This window comes from Streptomyces sp. NPDC048436 (genome assembly GCF_043200355.1).
In the GTDB taxonomy this organism is placed as follows: Bacteria; Actinomycetota; Actinomycetes; order Streptomycetales; family Streptomycetaceae; genus Streptomyces.
Map to the genome: position 1 here is coordinate 454,407 of NZ_JBICXP010000001.1, position 16,522 is coordinate 470,928.

Here is a 16,522-nt window from a genome sequence, read left to right on the forward strand (position 1 = left end):
CCCACCCACGGGTCTCCAGGGACAGCAGTGCAGTCGAAGGAGCGATGCGGTGAGCACCGAGCGATCCGTTCATGACGCGGCCGAGCAGCACCGGCGGCGTTCCCGCCTTGCCGTCGCGTCGGTGGCGGCCACGGTGCTGCTCGTCGGTGGCGGCGGCGCCTACTTCGCCGCGACGGCGTCATCGGACGGCGGCAGCGCCAACGGGAGTTCCCCCGCCGGGGACGGCGGCCCGCCTCCGCCCCTCGCCCTCGACGGATACACGGACGGCGACCGGCAGGAGGGCGGCACCGGAGGCACCGGGGACACCGGCGGCACCGAAGGGATCGCCCCCGGAGAGCCCGACCCGAGCGGCGCGACCTACCGCGCCGAGGGCAAGCTGCCCGGCGGCCCGGAATCGGCGGCCGTCTACCACGCACGGGGCACCGTCACCGAGGACAAGGTCACCGAACTGGCCAAGGCCCTCGGCGTCAAGGGCAGGCCCACCACGCAGGACGGCGCCTGGAAGATCGGCCCCGCCAAGGACGGTTCCGGACCCACGCTCCAGGTGAGCAAGCAGGCGCCGGGCACCTGGACGTTCTCGCGGTACACCACCGGTGGCAGCGACAACTGCCAGAAGGGCAAGCCCTGTTCGGAGTCGTCCACCGCCCCGAACGGCGAGGGCGACGCGGTCGGCGAGAGCGCGGCGAAGAAGGCGGCTGCGCCGGTCCTGAAGGCGGTCGGCCAGGACGACGCGAAGCTGGACGCGGGCCAGCTCATGGGCGCCGTACGGGTGGTGAACGCCGACCCGAAGGTGGGCGGCCTCCCGACGTACGGCTGGTCGACCGGCGTCCAGGTCGGCTCCGACGGCGAAGTGGTCGGCGGCAGCGGCCAGTTGAAGCCTCCGGAGAAGGGCGCCACGTACCCGGTGATCAGCGCTCAGGAGACCCTGGACCAGCTCAACAAGTCGGGCGGCGGCAACGGCCGCGTCGGCATCGGCGGCTGCGCCACACCGGTCCCTGAAGGCGCCTCGGCGGACGGCACCAAGGGCGACTCGGCGGACGGCGCGGCCGACGACACCACGCAGGCGCCGTGCGAGCCCTCCTCCGCGCCTCCGAAGCCGCAGCCGATCACGGTGAAGGGCGCCACGTTCGGGCTCGCCGTGCACTTCGTGGACGGGCGCCAGACTCTCGTGCCCTCCTGGCTGTTCGACGTGAAGCCGCAGGGCGCGCAGGAGAGCTTCACGGTGACGCACCCGGCGGTGGAGCCCAAGTTCCTGACCTCGCCGAGCTCCTCGTCCGCCACACCTGGGCCCACCGAGAAGCCGGGCACGAGCTCGGACCCCGCCATCCACGTCAAGTCCTACAGCGCGGACGGTAAGTCGCTGACGGTGAGCTTCTGGGGCGGCGTGTGCAGCGACTACGCGGCGTCGGCCGACGAGAGCAAGGACAGCGTGCGCGTGAAGGTGACCGAGACGCACAAGAAGGGCGAGGTCTGCGTCGCGATCGCCAAGGAGTTCACGGAGACCGTGACCCTGGACCAGCCGCTCGGCGACCGGAAGGTCGTGGACGCGGAGGGCGGCAAGACGGTGCCGCGGAAGTAGCCCCGGCACGGCGCGTACACACGAAGGCGGCCCCCGAAGAACTCCGGGGGCCGCCTTTCGCGTACTCGGATTTAGCTGAACGAGTCGCCGCAGGCGCAGGAGCCCGTGGCGTTCGGGTTGTCGATCGTGAAGCCCTGCTTCTCGATGGTGTCGACGAAGTCGATGGAGGCGCCGCCCAGGTACGGAGCGCTCATCCGGTCGGTGACGACCTTCACGCCGTCGAAGTCCTTGACGACGTCGCCGTCCAGCGAGCGCTCGTCGAAGAACAGCTGGTAGCGAAGGCCGGAGCAGCCGCCGGGCTGAACGGCGACGCGCAGCGCCAGGTCGTCCCGGCCCTCCTGCTCAAGAAGGCCCTTGACCTTGCCCGCGGCGGCGTCGGACAGGAGGATGCCGTCGCTCACGGTGGTGGTCTCGTCCGATACGGACATCTGCTTCTCTCCCGGGTTGTACGGAGACTGCTTGCCGACGATTGCAACCGGCAAGGCCGCGGATTCATTCCGGGCCAGGTGTTCTGTCTTTCCCTTCATGCTCGCACATGCCGACCCGTGGGGCACGGGCCCGTCGGAGGCGAACGCGTCACATCGACACTATGGCCATCGTCAAACTGACATGAAGGAGCTATGATAGATAACGTCAATTAGACGAAAAGTCGTCTGCAGAGAAGAAAGGGTGCGTGTCGTGACCACCGCCCAGTCCCCCGTGGACCTCGATGTCCAGCCCACGCCCCTCGCTCTCCTGCTGCTCGGCCGCGAAGCCGACCCCAAGAGCGAGCGCGGCGTGGAGTGCCCCGGCGATCTGCCGTCCCCCTCCGACCCTGACCTGGTGGAGCGCGCACGCGCCGCCAAGGAGAAGCTCGGGGACAAGGTCTTCGTTCTCGGCCACCACTACCAGCGCGACGAGGTCATCCAGTTCGCGGATGTGACCGGCGACTCCTTCAAGCTGGCCAAGGACGCGGCCGCCAGGCCGGAGGCCGAGTACATCGTCTTCTGCGGTGTGCACTTCATGGCCGAGTCCGCCGACATCCTGACGAGCGACGACCAGAAGGTCGTCCTGCCCGACCTGGCCGCCGGCTGCTCGATGGCCGACATGGCCACCGCCGAGCAGGTCGCGGAGTGCTGGGACGTGCTGGCCGAGGCCGGGATAGCCGAGCAGGTCGTGCCCGTCTCGTACATGAACTCCTCGGCCGACATCAAGGCCTTCACCGGCAAGCACGGCGGGACGATCTGCACCTCGTCCAACGCCAAGCGCGCCCTTGAGTGGGCCTTCGAGCAGGGCGAGAAGATCCTCTTCCTGCCCGACCAGCACCTGGGCCGCAACACCGCGGTCCGCGACATGGGCCTCACGCTGGAGGACTGCGTCCTCTACAACCCGCACAAGCCCAACGGCGGCCTGACGCCGGAGCAGCTGCGCGACGCGAAGATGATCCTGTGGCGCGGGCACTGCTCGGTGCACGGGCGCTTCTCGCTGGAGTCCGTGGCGGACGTGCGCGCGCGGATTCCGGGCGTCAACGTCCTGGTGCACCCGGAGTGCAAGCACGAGGTCGTGGCCGCGGCCGACCACGTGGGCTCCACCGAGCACATCATCCAGACCCTGGAGGCGGCTCCGGCCGGTTCCAAGTGGGCGATCGGGACCGAGCTGAATCTCGTACGCCGCCTGGCGAACCGTTTCGCCGCCGAGGACAAGGAGATCGTCTTCCTCGACAAGACGGTCTGCTTCTGCTCGACCATGAACCGCATCGACCTGCCGCACCTGGTCTGGGCCCTGGAGTCCCTCGCCGATGGCAAGCTGGTCAACCAGATCGAGGTCGACCGGGAGACCGAGCAGTTCGCAAAGCTGGCGCTTGAGCGGATGCTGGCATTGCCGTAGGCCTCCGTAGAGAGTCACGTAAGGGGCGTCCGCTACTGCGGGCGCCCCTTACGGCGTTCTACGGGAACGGCTAGACCTGGGCGGGCTCCTGGTCATCGGAGGACGTCTCCGCAGGGACCCCCGCCTTCCGGGCCCGCTTCGCCTCGCGCTTCGTACGCCTCTTCTCCTTGCGGAGCTCCACCATCGCGTACAGCGTCGGGACGAGCAGGAGGGTGAGGAGCGTCGACGTGATCAGGCCGCCGATGACGACCACCGCGAGCGGCTGGGCGATGAAGCCGCCCTCGCCCGTGACGCCCATGGCCATCGGGAGCAGGGCGAAGATCGTCGCCAGGGCCGTCATCAGGATCGGGCGCAGCCGGTGGCGGCCACCTTCGACGACCGCCTCGACGACGCCGTAACCCTGCCTGCGGTACTGGTTGATCAGGTCGATCAGGACGATCGCGTTCGTCACCACGATGCCGATGAGCATCAGCATGCCGATCATCGCCGGGACGCCCATGGGGGTGTCGGTGGCGATCAGAAGGCCGATCGCGCCCGTGGCCGCGAACGGGATCGAGACCAGCAGGATCAGCGGCTGGACGAGCGAGCGGAACGTCGCCACGAGCAGCATGAAGACGATCGCGATCGCCGCCAGCATCGCGAGGCCCAGCGAGGCGAACGCCTCGTCCTGGTCCTCGGAGACACCGCCGATGGACGCCGTGGCGCCGTCCGGCAGGTTCAGCGCGTCGAGCTTCTTGGTGAGGTCGGCGCTGACCGCGCCCGTGTTCTCGCCGGTCGGCTTCGCGGTGATCGTCGCGGCGCGGGCGCCGTCGATGCGGGTCATGGAGACCGGCCCGTCGACCAGTTCGACGTCGGCGATCTCTCCCAGCTTCACGGCGCCGAGGTTCAGCTTCCGCAGCTCGGCCAGCGTCTTCGCCGGCTGCGCCGACTTCACCACGACGTCGCGCTCGGTGTCGTCCAGGATCGCCTTGCCGCTCTCGGTGCCGCGGACCGCCTGGGCGACGGCCTGGCCGAGGGTGGTGTCGTTGAACCCGGCCGCCGCGGCCTTGGAGTTGGCCTTGACCGAGATCCGCGGAACGCTCTGCGACAGGTCGCTCTGGACGTCCGTGACGTCGTCGATCTTCGCGACCTCGTCCCGCACCTCGTCGGACGCCTTGCGCAGCACGTCACCGTCGGCGGCCTTGACGACCACGCTCAGGTCCTGGCTGCCGAAGCCGTCACCGGCCGCGATGGACGTCTGGCCGATGCCCGAGAGCTTGCCGAGCTCCTCCTCGACCTTGTCCTGCGTCGTGTCGTACGCCGCCTTGTCCTTGAGCGTCAGGGTGTACGAGGCCTGGTTGGTGTCCGTGGAGCCGCCGAAGGCCGCCATGAAACCGGAGGAGCCGACCGTGACCTGGTAGTCCTTGATCTCGTCGAGGCCGTCCAGCATCGTCTCGATCTTCTTCGCCGATGCGTCGGACGCCGCCAGGCTGGTGCCCGGCTTCAACTCCTGCTTGATGGTCAGGACTTCCTGCTCGCCCTGGTCGAAGAAGTTGGTCTTCAGGAGCGGCGCCATGCCGAACGTACCCACGAGGATCACGATCGCGAGGGCGAGGCTGGTGAAGCGGCGACGGGTCGCGAAGCGCAGGACGGGGACGTAGAAGCGCTGCAGCCTGCTCTTGGCCTCCTTCTCCTCGGCCTTGCGGCGGGCCTCCTCGGGGTCGGCGCCGCGCACGTCCTTGGGGGGACGCAGGAACCAGTACGAGAGGACCGGCACGACCGTCAGCGAGACGAGCAGGGAGGCCAGGAGCGCCGCCGTGACCGTCAGCGAGAAGGAGCCGAAGAGCTCGCCCACCATGCCGCCGGTCAGACCGATGGGGAGGAAGACGGCGACGGTCGTCAGGGTCGAGGACGTCACGGCGCCCGCGACCTCCTTGACCGCCGTGATGATCGCGGCCTCGCGCTCCTCGCCGTAGCCGAGGTGGCGCTTGATGTTCTCCAGGACCACGATCGAGTCGTCGACGACGCGGCCGATCGCGATGGTCAGCGCGCCGAGCGTGAGCATGTTGAGGGAGAGGTCCCGCGTCCAGAGCACGATCAGGGCGAGCACGACCGAGAGCGGGATGGAGACCGCGGTGACCAGCGTCGAGCGGATCGACGCGAGGAAGACCAGGATGACCAGGACCGCGAAGACCAGGCCGAGCGCGCCCTCGGTGGTGAGGCCGTCGATGGACTTGGAGACGGCCGGACCCTGGTCGCTCGCGACCGTCAGGTCGGAGCCCGCGCCGAGGTCCTTGCGCAGGTCGGGCAGCTTGTCCTTGACCGCGTCGGAGATGGCGACGGCGCTGCCGTCCTGGTCCATCGTGATCGCGACGGCGAGGCTGGGCTTGCCGTTGGTGCGCGTGATGGACGTGGCGTCCGAGGGCTGCTGCTTCACCGTGGCGAGGTCACCGAGGCGCACCGGCTTGCCCGGACGCTCCCCCGGCTTGGCCTCGGGGGTGACCATCAGGTCCTGGATCTGCTTCAGGGAGGTGTAGCCGCCGCCGACCTGGACGGTGCGGTTCTTGCCGTCCTCGTCGAAGGAGCCCGCGGGGAGCGTGGCGCCGCCGGCCTGGAGCGCCTGGCCGAGCGCGGCCCGGGTCAGGCCCGCCTTCGCCAGCTTCTTGGTGTCGGGGGTGACGTCGACCTGGAGATCGCGTACGCCGTCGACGCTGACCTGGCCGACGCCGTCGATGTCCTCCAGGGCGGGGACGACGGTGCGGTCGAGCCGGTCGGAGAGTGCCTGCTGGTCCTTGTCGGAGGTGACGGAGAGGACCACGGTGGGGATGTCGTCCGTGGAGCCCGCGATGACCTGCGGGTCGACGTCGTCGGGGAGCTGGGCCCCGGCGCGGTTCACGGCCTGCTGGACATCGGCGACGAGCTGCTTGGAGCCGCTGCCGTAGTCGAACTGGGCCATGATCACGGCGTTGCCCTCGCTCGCCGTGGAGGTGATGCCGGTGATGCCCTCGACCGCGTCGATCGAGGACTCGAGGGGCTCGACGACCTGCTTCTCCACCACATCGGGGGACGCGCCCTGATAGGGGGCCAGGACGGACACCATCGGCAGTTCGATGGAGGGCAGCAGCTGCTGCTTGAGCTGAGGGATCGCGATCGCGCCGAAAACCAGCGCGATGATGGATATCAGCCCGATCAGGGCCCGTTGGGCGAGGCTGAACCGGGACAGCCAGGACATGGTGGTCTCTCTCTGTGGCGTACTGCGCAGGAACGGGCACCGGCAGGCCGGTGCCCCCTACACGATCTGCCATGTCCAGAGCGGGAAACGTCACTCCGAGGACCCGTTCTTATGCGGCGCATACTGCGGGCGCAGTAGATCGCGCCCGCAATCACTCCACCCTTGGACGTACCAGGCCCGATTCGTAGGCAATGACGACGAGTTGCGCCCGGTCACGGGCGCCCAGCTTTGCCATCGCGCGGTTCACATGGGTCTTCACGGTGAGCGGGCTGACCTCGAGACGCTCGGCGATCTCGTCGTTGGAGTGCCCGCCCGCGACCTGGACGAGGACCTCGCGCTCGCGCCCCGTGAGCGCGTCGAGCCGTTCGCCGCGCACCGCGCCGTCGTCGTCCGAACCGTCTCCCTGCGCGAGGAACTTGGCGATCAGACCCTTGGTGGCCACCGGGGAGAGCAGTGCGTCACCGGCCGCCGCGATCCGGATCGCGCCGAGCAGTTCGTCGGGCTCCGCGCCCTTGCCGAGGAAGCCGGAGGCACCGGCGCGCAGCGACTGCACCACGTACTCGTCGACCTCGAAGGTCGTCAGCATCACCACGCGTACGTGGGCCAGGGCGGGGTCGGCGCTGATCAGACGGGTGGCGGCCAGACCGTCCGTGCCGGGCATGCGGATGTCCATCAGGACGACGTCGGCGGCGCTTGATTTGGCGAGCTCGACGGCCTCCGCGCCGTCCGACGCCTCGGCGACGACCTCCATGTCGGGCTCGGAGTCCACGAGCACCTTGAACGCGCTGCGCAGCAGTGCCTGGTCGTCGGCGAGCAGCACCCGGATCGTCACGCGGTGGTTCCTCCCTCTGCCGGGGTGACCGGCTTGGCCGTGACGGGCAGGATCGCATGGACGCGGAAGCCGCCTCCGTAGCGGGGTCCCGCGGTACAGCGGCCGTTGACGGCGCTGACGCGCTCGCGCATGCCGAGGAGACCGTGCCCGCCGCCGTCCGCGCTCTCCGGGGGCTTCGCGCTCTTGTCGCCGAGGCCGTCGTCCAGGATCGTGACCTCGACGTTCGGTCCTACGCGGATGACGCTGACCTCGGCCTTGGCGCCGCCCCCCGCGTGCTTCCGCACGTTCGTGAGGGCTTCCTGGATGATGCGGTAGGCGGCCAGGTCGACCCCGGCGGGCAGGTTCTCCACGGTGTCGCCGACGGCCACCTCCACCGGGAGCCCGGCATGCCGGAAGGTGTCGACGAGTTCGTCGAGCCTTGCCAGGCCCGGGGCCGGCTCGGTGGGCGCCTCGGGGTCGCCGCTCTGCCGCAACAGGCCGACGGTGGCACGGAGTTCGTTGAGCGCCGAGCGGCTGGCGTCACGCACATGGGAGAGGGCTTCCTTGGCCTGGTCGGGCCGCTTGTCCATGACGTGGGCGGCGACCCCCGCCTGGACGTTGACGAGGGCGATGTGGTGGGCGACCACGTCGTGCAGATCGCGGGCGATGCGCAGCCGCTCCTCGGCGACGCGGCGCCTGGCCTCCTCCTCGCGGGTCCGCTCGGCGCGCTCGGCCCGCTCACGGATGGCGTCCACGAAGGCCCGGCGGCTGCGGACGGCGTCGCCCGCCGCCGCGGCCATGCCGGTCCAGGCGAAGATGCCGAGGTTCTCCTGGGCGTACCAGGGCAGCGGGCCCGTGAGCATCGCGACGCCGGTGAGGCTGGTGATGGTGACCACGCCGACGCGCCAGGTGGTGGGGCGGTTGGTGGTGGCGGCGACGGTGTAGAGCGCGATGACCGCGCTCATGACGACGCTTCCGCGGAACTCGCCGGTGACCAGGTCGACGACGGTGAAGGCGCAGGTCGCCGCGAGCACGATCCAGGGGGCGCGGCGGCGGAAGACCAGCGCGGTGGAGCTGAGCAGCATCAGGACGAGGCTGAGCGTGCCCGGCGTGTGGGTGCCCCAGGTGGGGCCGCCGTTCTGGCCGTACGGCTCGACGAAGGAGCCGATGACCATGCATACGAGGACGGCCGCCGCCAGGGCGGCGTCCACAGCGAGGGGGTGCGCCTTGGCCCAGCAGCGGCCTCGCACGAGAGTGGTCACGCGCTAAACGGTACGGGGCCCTGCGGGCTGCTGGGGCCGGGTCTCTTCGCTCGCCCCTGCGGGGCTGTCGCGGGTCCTTGCCTCGCTCCGTCTTCGCGGGTGGCCTGTACCGGCGCTTCGCGCCGGAATCTTTCCCGCCCACCCACCCGATCGCCCCGCGTCTAGCCCGGGATCAAGCCGTCGTCGCTCAGCATCTGGCGGACCTCGTCCAGGGTCGCGTCCGGCCCCGGGAGGATCAGTTCCGAGGGCTCAAGGGCGTCGTCCGGGAGGGGTTCGCCCAGCTCGCGGACCTTGTCCAGGAGCGCGGCCAGCGTCCGGCGGAAGCCGGACTCGTCGCCGCTCTCCATCTCGGAGAGCAACTCGTCGTCCAGCTTGTTCAGTTCGGTGAAGTGGCCGTCGGCCAGCCTCACCTGCCCCTCCCCCATGATCCGTACGATCATGTCGCCCTCCTCGGACGTGAGCGATGTACTACTGCTTGTCGAAGCGCGGGGTGTCCTGCGGCTGCTGAGCCTGGGGCTGCCCCTGACCCGGCTCGATGGCCTGCTTCGACGTCGAGCCCCCGGCCAGTTCCGCCTTCATCCGCTGCAGTTCCAGCTCTACATCAGTACCACCGGAGAGGCGATCCAGCTCGGTCTGGATGTCGTCCTTCGCGAGCCCGGAGGAGTCGTCGAGGGCGCCGGAGGCAAGGAGCTCGTCGATCGCGCCGGCCCGCGCCTGGAGCTGCGCGGTCTTGTCCTCGGCGCGCTGGATCGCCATGCCGACGTCGCCCATCTCCTCGGAGATGCCGGAGAAGGCCTCGCCGATCCGGGTCTGCGCCTGCGCGGCGGTGTACGTGGCCTTGATGGTCTCCTTCTTCGTACGGAAGGCGTCGACCTTGGCCTGGAGGCGCTGCGCCGCGAGGGTGAGCTTCTCCTCCTCGCCCTGGAGCGTCTGGTGCTGCGTCTCCAGGTCGGTCACCTGCTGCTGCAGGGCCGCACGGCGCGAGAGCGCCTCGCGGGCCAGGTCCTCACGGCCGAGGGCGAGGGCCTTGCGGCCCTGGTCCTCAAGGGTGGAGGACTGCTTCTGCAGCTGGCTCAGCTGCAACTCCAGGCGCTTGCGCGAGGTCGCCACGTCGGCGACACCGCGGCGCACCTTCTGCAGCAGCTCAAGCTGTTTCTGGTACGAGTAATCGAGGGTTTCGCGCGGGTCCTCGGCCCGGTCAAGGGCCTTGTTCGCCTTCGCGCGGAAGATCATCCCCATACGCTTCATGACACCGCTCATGGGCTTCGCGCGCCCCCTTCTGACGGACTTCAGCTCCAGGTCCTGCAACAGAACCCACAGTACGGGCCCTGCATCCATTACCGCACTGTTCGCGAGCGGATGCGCTCATCCCCAAGGACGACTGCGTCCGGCTCCGCTCCGGCGTAGGGAGTAGGTGCACCCCCGGGAACGGCCCGGAAACCACCTTCAAACCGCACGGAACGTCCTCTTAGGCACATAATCAAGACGCCCGGTGTTGCCGGATCGTTCCCCATCCGGCGGAGGTCCATGCACCAGCACCCCGTACCCTTGGGTTTTGTGTTCCGTAGCCGATCCAAGGACGAGAAGGCCCCGGCGAGCAAGGCCCCGGTGACCGACTCCCAGCAGCCCCGTGACCCGCAGGCCCCGAAGGGCCGCCCCACGCCCAAGCGCAGTGAGGCCCAGACCCAGCGCCGCAGCGTGGCCAACACGCCTGTGACGCGCAAGGAGGCTGCGAAGCGGCAGCGCAGTGAACGCCGCGTCCAGATGGACAAGCAGCGCCAGGCTCTCGCCAGCGGTGACGAGCGTTATCTGCCCGCCCGCGACAAGGGTCCCGTGCGCAAGTTCGCGCGTGACTTCGTGGACTCGCGGTTCTGCATCGCCGAGTTCTTCCTGCCGCTCGCGGTGATCATCCTCGTACTGAGCATGGTCCGCATCCCGCAGCTGCAGAACATCGCGCTGCTGCTCTGGCTCTTCGTGATCGTTTTGATCATCGTGGACTCCGTGGCGACCGCGATCCGCCTGAAGAAGCGCCTGAACGAGCGCTTCCCGAGCGAGAGCAAGAAGGGCGCCGTCGCCTACGCCCTGATGCGTACGCTCCAGATGCGCCGGCTGCGGCTGCCCAAGCCGCAGGTCAAGCGCGGAGAGCGGCCCTGAGCCGTCCGCGCCTGCGCGACGTGGTGCGTCAGGAGCTTGTGGCCCGGCAGCTCGACGAGCAGATAGCCGCGCGCTTCCCTGTGGGGCAGCGGCTGCGGGTGCTGGATGTCGGCATGGAGCGGGGCGCGCAGGCGCTGCGGCTCGCCCGTGCCGGGCACAAGGTGACCGGCGTCGAGCAACACCCTTCGCTGGTGGCCGCGGCCCGCGCCGCGCTCGCCGCGGAGCCCGAGGGGATCCGGGGGCGGGTGCGCATCATCGAGGGCGACGGCCGGGACACGGGAGTCCACTTCCTGCCCGGCAGCTTCGATGTCGTCCTCTGCCATGGCGTGCTGATGCACGTGGAGGAGCCGGACGCCCTGCTCGCGGGGCTCGCCAGGATGCTGGCGCACGGGGGGCTCCTCTCGCTGGTCGTCCGCAACGCGGAGTCGCTGGCGATGGGGCCGGGGCTCGGCGGGGACTGGCCGGGGGCGCTGGCCGCCTTCGACTCCACCCTGTACCGCGACCGGCTCGGCCAGGAGGCTCGCGCGGATCGGCTCGACGCGGTGAAGGCGTCCCTGGCGGGGATCGCGGCGCCGTTGCACGCCTGGTACGGGGTGCGGGTCTTCACCGACACCGTGCCGGAAGACGCGGCTGCTCCCCAGGACGCGGAGTTGGCGGCGCTGCTCGCCGCCGAGGAGCGGGCCGGGCGTACGGATCCCTATCGCCGGGTCGCGGCGTTGCTGCATGTCTGCGGCGTACGGGACTGAGGGGTAGCGAGGGGTAGCGCGGAGTACGCCGCCTCTGGAGTACCCCGCCTCCGCACCCCTGATCGGCCCTGTATTTCAGGGTGGCATACCGGGGTGAACGGGACACTCGGGGCATGAATGTCTCGCGTACCCGTGCCGTCACCGTGACCGCCTCCCTCGCCGCCGTACTCCTCGTCGCGGGCTGCTCAGGCTCCGGTTCAGGGAATTCCGGTGAATCCACCACTCAGGCCGCGCCCATGGCGCAGGGCGACCTCCAGGGCGACTACCAGAAGGTGATCAAGGACGTCCTGCCGTCGGTCGTGCAGATCGACGCCTCCAACAGCCTGGGCTCCGGCGTCGTCTACGACGGCAAGGGCCACATCGTCACCAACGCCCATGTCGTGGGCAAGGAGAAGACCTTCAAGGTGACGACGGCCACCGGCGAGCAGGCACTCGGCGCGAAGCTCGTCGCCGCCTACCCCGAGCAGGACCTCGCCGTCATCAAGCTCGACAAGGTGCCGGACGGGCTCAAGGCCGCGAAGTTCGCCGACTCCACCAAGGCCGAGGTCGGGCAGATCGTGCTCGCCATGGGCTCACCGCTCGGCCTGTCGTCCAGCGTCACGCAGGGCATCATCTCCGCCACCGGACGGACCGTCAGCGAGCCCCGCACGGAGGGCGCCCCCGGCGCCACCATCGCGAACATGGTGCAGACGTCCGCCGCGATCAACCCGGGCAACAGCGGGGGCGCCCTGGTCACCCTCGACAGCGAGGTCATCGGTATCCCGACGCTGGCCGCGACCGATCCGCAGATGGGCGACAGCGCGGCGCCCGGCATCGGGTTCGCGATCCCGTCCGCGATGGTGAAGACCGTCGCCGACCAGATCATCAAGGACGGCCGGGTCACCGACTCGGGCCGGGCGGCGCTCGGCATCACCGGACGCACGGTCCTCGGCGACGACTACAAGCCCGCGGGCGTCGCCGTCGTCGACGCGCAGAAGGGCGGCGGCGCGGCCAAGGCCGGCCTTGAGGACGGCGACATCATCACCGGCCTTGGCGGCTCCGAGATCACCACCATCACCTCGCTCTCCGAGGTCCTCGCCGGGGAGAAGCCGGGCGACAAGACGAAGGTGACGTACGTACGGGGCGGCTCCGAGAAGACCGTCGACGTCACGCTCGGCGAGATCTAGGCGCGGGCGAACGCGAGGGGGGTGGCCGCGTGTGCGGCCACCCCCCTCGCGTTCAGGCGTCGCTCACCCCTGCGCCGTGTCCTGCGCGTGCAGGCTCATCGGCCCATAGATCTTGTTCGCGTCCTCGAAGAGCGACACCTGGTCGGCGCCGCCCTCGGCGAGCTCTTTCCAGAACTCGCCGACCCACGACTCCGCGTCCCCCTGAGTCGTGAACTCCTCGGGCGTCAGCGCGGGCTGGACCTCCGTCCCGTCCGCCTTCTCGAACCGCCACGTCCATGCCGCCATGCCAGCCTCCCGATGGTCCGACAGCTGAGTGAAGCCCTTGGAAGCCTAGCCGGGCGCGCGGCTCTCGCGGTGACGCGGGAGGATCTTCCTGTGGAACTGACTCTGCTCGGCACCGGCGCCCCCGAAGGCCTGCCCCACCCCGGCTGCCCCTGCGCGGCCTGCGCGACCGCGCTCGGCGGCGCCGCGCGCGCCGCCACGGCCCTCCTGGTGGACGGCGTCCTGCTGCTCGACCTCACCCCCGGCGCCGCCCTCGCCGCCGCCCGCTCCGGGCACTCGCTCGGCGGCGTGCGCCAGGTTCTCCTCTCCCACCCGCACGACGGGCCTTCCGTCGAGGTCCCCGCGGGCCTTCCGCAGCCGGGCCGGGTGCCCGACGGGCGGGAGCTCGCGCTGCTCACGGGTCACCGGGTGCGGGCGGTGGCGATGGACGCCCCGGGCACGGGGTACGAGGTGAGCGGACCGGACGGGGAGCGGCTGCTGTATCTGCCGCCGGGCGGTGCGCCCGCGGGGCTTTGGGACGAGCTTCCCGCGTACGAGATGGTCCTCGCCGATGTGGTCGGGCGCCCCGACGCGCTCGCGAGGCTGCGGGCGGCAGGGGCCATCGGGCCCGCCACGGACGTACTCGCCGTCCACCTGGGCCATGACGTGCCGCCGGGCGCGGAGCTGGTCCGCAGGCTCGCCGCCGCGGGTGCGCGGGCCGTGCCGGACGGGACGACGCTGGTGGTCGGCGCCTATGAGGACGTACCGGACGTGCCGCGCCGCACCCTCGTCCTCGGCGGCGCGCGGTCGGGCAAGTCGGTGGAGGCCGAGCGGCGCCTGGAGGCCTTCCCCGAGGTGCTGTACGTGGCGACGGGCGGGACCCGGGGCGGCGACTCCGAGTGGGCGGACCGGGTGAGCGCCCATCGCGAGCGGCGGCCGGGGTCGTGGAGCACCACCGAGACCTGCGATCTCGTGCCGCTGCTCACCGAGAAGGGGGCTCCCCTGCTCATCGACTGCCTGTCGCTGTGGCTGACGTACGCCATGGACGGGGTGAACGCGTGGGACGACGACGAATGGGCGGGCGGTGGCGAGCGGGCGCTGCGCAAGCGGGTCGCCGAGCTCACGGACGCGGTGCGCGCGACGCGGCGTACGGTCGTCGCCGTCTCGAACGAGGTCGGCTCCGGCATCGTCCCCGCGACCGCGTCGGGCCGCCGCTACCGCGATGAACTGGGCCGCCTGAACGCGGCGTTCGCGGCGGAGTGCGAGCACGTCCTGATGGTCGTGGCGGGCCAGGCACTCGTCCTGCGGAGCTGAACTCGCAGGTCCAGGGCGCCGCTCACGCGTCAGCGTTCCTGCGGGCGATGACCCGGACGGCGTTGGCGAACCGGGTGCGGCTGACCAGGGGGGCGAGCAGCCGGTCGACGAGGGATGCGGCGATCAGCAGCGGAGCCGCGACGTACACGAGCGCCTCCTGCGTGAGCCGGACGCGGCCGAGGGCCATGGCGAGGCCCGCGGCCAGGGCGAGCGGGACGTGCGCTTCGCGGCGTTCGGTGGCCACGACGGTGTAGCCGAGGCTCTCCAGCTCGCGGCGGAGCGCGGTGAGCGGGATGCGGTGCGTGTACCGCGCCCTGACGTACGGCACCCGTGCCTTGCCGAGGAGCCGCGCGTACCGGCTCTCCGGGGCGGGGATCTCGATCATCAGATGGCCGCCGGGGCGCAACACCCGCCGGGCGGCGATGAGTTCGATGCGCGGATCGGCGCTGTGCTCCAGGTAGTGGAACATGCTCATCGCGTCGTAGCGCCCCGCGAGCCGCGGCGCGAGGTCGGCGAGGAACCCGCGGTGGGCCTCCTCGATCCGGCCCGCCTTGCGGCCTTCCTCGACCTGCTCGGACGCGTCGAGCCCGTCGAAGGCGGTGTACGGGTGCACCTGCTGGGCGGCGGCGGGGAAGAGCCCGCGCCCGGTGTCGAGGTCCAGCCAGCTCTCGGGTTCGATGAAGCGGCCCATGGCGCGGGCGCGGGCGCGGTGGCGGCGCGGGGAGTTCGGGGCAGCGAAGATCTTCCGGGCCTGGGCGGCGGCGGCCTGGGCGGCGTCCATGGGCGTGGCAGGCTCCTCTGTCGGTGCGGGCGGTACGGAAGCGAGTCTGTGTGACAAACCGGTGCAAACGGTACGTAAGGGGCCATCGGTACCGGCGCAGCGACACCGTGGAGAGGGCGCGTCACACGGTCCGCCGCCCGGGGCGGTGTCCGCTGCCGGGCCGTCCGATCCGGGCCCGGGCCCTGCCGGTACTGTTCGGCGAATGAGCTCGCTGAATCTCGACGACTTCACCGACCTGATCGAGCGCCCCGACGGCGGGGTGCGCCGCGACGCCGAGGAGCGCAGGGAGCGGCAGAGCGTGCCGCCCGGCGCGCTCGGCCGCCTGGACGAGCTCGGCGAGTGGCTGTCCGCGGCCCAGTCATCGGTGCCGGTCAAGCCGATCGAGCGACCGCGCGTGGTGCTCTTCGCGGGCGACCACGGGGTGGCCCGCCTCGACGTGTCCGCGCGGCCCGCGGGCGGCGCGGCCGACCTCGTACGTTCCGTGCTCTCCGGCGCAAGCCCCGTCGCCGTCCTCGCACGCCGCCTCGACGTGCCCGTCCGGGTCGTCGACATGGCCCTGGACTGCGACCCGGCCGAGCTCCCCGCGCAGGTGGCGGGGTACCGGGTGCGGCGCGGTTCGGGTCGCGTCGACATCGAGGACGCGCTGACGGCCGAGGAGGCCGAGGCCGCGGTGCGGGCCGGGATGGCCGTCGCCGACGAGGAGGCGGACTCCGGGACCGACCTGGTCGTGCTCGGCGATGTGAGCGTCGGCGGCACGACGCCCGCTGCGACGCTGGTCGCCGCGCTGTGCGGGACCGACGCGTCCGTGGTGACCGGGCGGGGCGGGGCGCCGATCGACGACCTGGCGTGGATGCGCAAGTGCGCGGCGGTACGGGATTCCCTGCGGCGGGCCAGGCCGGTCCTCGGGGATCAGCTGGAGCTGCTCGCGGCCGTGGGCGGTGCGGACATCGCCGCCATGACCGGGTTCCTGCTGCAGTGCGCGGTGCGTCGTACGCCGGTCATCCTGGACGGCGTGGTGGCTTCGGCTGCGGCGCTGGTGGCCCAGCGGGTCGCCTTCCGGGCGCCGGACTGGTGGCTCGCGGGGCACAGCAGCGGGGAGCCGGCGCAGGCCAAGGCCCTGGACCGGATGGCGCTCGATCCCGTGCTCGAGCAGGGCGTACGGGTGGGCGAGGGCGTGGGCGCGCTCCTGTCGCTGCCGATGGTGCGCGCCGCGGCGGCGCTCTCGGCGGAGCTGCCGGAGCGGAAGCCGGAGCCTGAGACCGAGCCGGAACCGGAGCCCGAGCCGGAACCGGAGCCCGAGCCGCAGTCGGGAACCAAGACGGGCTCCGCGGTCCCACCCAGGGCCGGGGACCCCGGAGTGGAATAGGCGGC

At 71.0% G+C, this 16,522-nt stretch carries 15 protein-coding genes; 7 read left to right on the top strand and 8 right to left on the bottom strand.

Annotated features, from left to right (window positions below):
- Positions 1 to 49: 49 nt before the first annotated feature.
- A complete protein-coding gene (locus tag ACGFX9_RS02150; protein WP_393463382.1) occupies positions 50 to 1,579 on the top strand; it encodes a hypothetical protein in 1,530 nt (509 codons plus the stop codon).
- 71 nt (positions 1,580 to 1,650) lie between these two features.
- Here ACGFX9_RS02150 and ACGFX9_RS02155 read toward each other — a convergent pair whose 3' ends face one another.
- Positions 1,651 to 2,007 (bottom strand): iron-sulfur cluster assembly accessory protein, encoded by a 357-nt coding sequence (locus ACGFX9_RS02155; RefSeq protein WP_249590357.1) that lies wholly within the window; start codon positions 2,005 to 2,007, stop codon positions 1,651 to 1,653.
- A gap of 241 nt (positions 2,008 to 2,248) precedes the next feature.
- Here ACGFX9_RS02155 and nadA point away from each other — a divergent pair, with 241 nt between their 5' ends.
- A complete protein-coding gene (nadA, locus tag ACGFX9_RS02160) occupies positions 2,249 to 3,445 on the top strand; it encodes a quinolinate synthase NadA (protein ID WP_393463384.1) in 1,197 nt (398 codons plus the stop codon).
- A gap of 70 nt (positions 3,446 to 3,515) precedes the next feature.
- On the opposite strand, the gene ACGFX9_RS02165 is transcribed toward nadA, so the two are convergent.
- The 5 genes from ACGFX9_RS02165 to ACGFX9_RS02185 form a co-directional block, all read right to left on the bottom strand.
- Positions 3,516 to 6,656, bottom strand: coding sequence for an efflux RND transporter permease subunit (locus tag ACGFX9_RS02165; protein ID WP_393463385.1), 3,141 nt, complete (start codon positions 6,654 to 6,656; stop codon positions 3,516 to 3,518).
- Between the two features lie 151 nt (positions 6,657 to 6,807).
- The gene (locus ACGFX9_RS02170) at positions 6,808 to 7,488 is read right to left on the bottom strand and encodes a response regulator (protein WP_393463387.1); all 681 of its coding nucleotides are present in this window, start codon (positions 7,486 to 7,488) and stop codon (positions 6,808 to 6,810) included.
- Positions 7,485 to 8,729 carry a sensor histidine kinase gene (locus ACGFX9_RS02175; RefSeq protein ID WP_393463389.1) on the bottom strand — a complete coding sequence of 415 codons (1,245 nt, stop codon included), beginning with the start codon at positions 8,727 to 8,729 and terminating at the stop codon, positions 7,485 to 7,487. The genes ACGFX9_RS02170 and ACGFX9_RS02175 overlap by 4 nt, the downstream gene beginning before the upstream one ends.
- 161 nt (positions 8,730 to 8,890) lie before the next feature.
- Positions 8,891 to 9,169, bottom strand: coding sequence for a hypothetical protein (locus ACGFX9_RS02180; protein WP_393463392.1), 279 nt, complete (start codon positions 9,167 to 9,169; stop codon positions 8,891 to 8,893).
- A 28-nt stretch (positions 9,170 to 9,197) separates the two neighbouring features.
- Positions 9,198 to 9,989, bottom strand: coding sequence for a PspA/IM30 family protein (locus ACGFX9_RS02185; RefSeq protein ID WP_393463394.1), 792 nt, complete (start codon positions 9,987 to 9,989; stop codon positions 9,198 to 9,200).
- 267 nt (positions 9,990 to 10,256) lie between these two features.
- Between ACGFX9_RS02185 and ACGFX9_RS02190 the strand changes: the two genes are divergently transcribed.
- From ACGFX9_RS02190 to ACGFX9_RS02200, 3 genes are all read left to right on the top strand, one after another.
- Positions 10,257 to 10,883: a DUF3043 domain-containing protein gene (locus ACGFX9_RS02190; RefSeq protein ID WP_393463396.1), complete on the top strand. Its 627-nt coding sequence runs from the start codon at positions 10,257 to 10,259 to the stop codon at positions 10,881 to 10,883.
- A 38-nt stretch (positions 10,884 to 10,921) separates the two neighbouring features.
- Positions 10,922 to 11,629: a class I SAM-dependent methyltransferase gene (locus tag ACGFX9_RS02195; RefSeq protein ID WP_393465545.1), complete on the top strand. Its 708-nt coding sequence runs from the start codon at positions 10,922 to 10,924 to the stop codon at positions 11,627 to 11,629.
- A gap of 113 nt (positions 11,630 to 11,742) precedes the next feature.
- On the top strand, positions 11,743 to 12,795 hold the full coding sequence (locus ACGFX9_RS02200) for a S1C family serine protease (RefSeq protein ID WP_393463398.1): 1,053 nt from the start codon (positions 11,743 to 11,745) through the stop codon (positions 12,793 to 12,795).
- A gap of 63 nt (positions 12,796 to 12,858) precedes the next feature.
- Here ACGFX9_RS02200 and ACGFX9_RS02205 read toward each other — a convergent pair whose 3' ends face one another.
- A complete protein-coding gene (locus tag ACGFX9_RS02205) occupies positions 12,859 to 13,080 on the bottom strand; it encodes a hypothetical protein (RefSeq protein WP_393463400.1) in 222 nt (73 codons plus the stop codon).
- 90 nt (positions 13,081 to 13,170) lie between these two features.
- On the opposite strand from ACGFX9_RS02205, the gene ACGFX9_RS02210 reads away from it, so the two are divergent.
- Positions 13,171 to 14,370 carry a bifunctional adenosylcobinamide kinase/adenosylcobinamide-phosphate guanylyltransferase gene (locus ACGFX9_RS02210; protein WP_393463402.1) on the top strand — a complete coding sequence of 400 codons (1,200 nt, stop codon included), beginning with the start codon at positions 13,171 to 13,173 and terminating at the stop codon, positions 14,368 to 14,370.
- A gap of 22 nt (positions 14,371 to 14,392) precedes the next feature.
- On the opposite strand, the gene ACGFX9_RS02215 is transcribed toward ACGFX9_RS02210, so the two are convergent.
- A complete protein-coding gene (locus tag ACGFX9_RS02215) occupies positions 14,393 to 15,151 on the bottom strand; it encodes a class I SAM-dependent methyltransferase (RefSeq protein ID WP_393463404.1) in 759 nt (252 codons plus the stop codon).
- A 202-nt stretch (positions 15,152 to 15,353) separates the two neighbouring features.
- On the opposite strand from ACGFX9_RS02215, the gene cobT reads away from it, so the two are divergent.
- Positions 15,354 to 16,517 (top strand): nicotinate-nucleotide--dimethylbenzimidazole phosphoribosyltransferase, encoded by a 1,164-nt coding sequence (gene cobT / locus ACGFX9_RS02220; protein WP_393463406.1) that lies wholly within the window; start codon positions 15,354 to 15,356, stop codon positions 16,515 to 16,517.
- Positions 16,518 to 16,522 lie beyond the last annotated feature (5 nt).

What these genes read in the sequence shown, in the direction of transcription:
- ACGFX9_RS02190 (WP_393463396.1), top strand. Translation starts at nt 10,257, where the DNA reads ATGCACCAGCACCCCGTACCCTTGGGTTTTGTGTTCCGTAGCCGATCC.
- cobT (WP_393463406.1), top strand. Translation starts at nt 15,354, where the DNA reads ATGAGCTCGCTGAATCTCGACGACTTCACCGACCTGATCGAGCGCCCC.
- ACGFX9_RS02200 (WP_393463398.1), top strand. Translation starts at nt 11,743, where the DNA reads ATGAATGTCTCGCGTACCCGTGCCGTCACCGTGACCGCCTCCCTCGCC.
- ACGFX9_RS02215 (WP_393463404.1), bottom strand. Translation starts at nt 15,151, where the DNA reads ATGGACGCCGCCCAGGCCGCCGCCGCCCAGGCCCGGAAGATCTTCGCT.
- ACGFX9_RS02205 (WP_393463400.1), bottom strand. Translation starts at nt 13,080, where the DNA reads ATGGCGGCATGGACGTGGCGGTTCGAGAAGGCGGACGGGACGGAGGTC.
- ACGFX9_RS02165 (WP_393463385.1), bottom strand. Translation starts at nt 6,656, where the DNA reads ATGTCCTGGCTGTCCCGGTTCAGCCTCGCCCAACGGGCCCTGATCGGG.
- ACGFX9_RS02155 (WP_249590357.1), bottom strand. Translation starts at nt 2,007, where the DNA reads ATGTCCGTATCGGACGAGACCACCACCGTGAGCGACGGCATCCTCCTG.
- ACGFX9_RS02180 (WP_393463392.1), bottom strand. Translation starts at nt 9,169, where the DNA reads ATGATCGTACGGATCATGGGGGAGGGGCAGGTGAGGCTGGCCGACGGC.
- ACGFX9_RS02185 (WP_393463394.1), bottom strand. Translation starts at nt 9,989, where the DNA reads ATGAGCGGTGTCATGAAGCGTATGGGGATGATCTTCCGCGCGAAGGCG.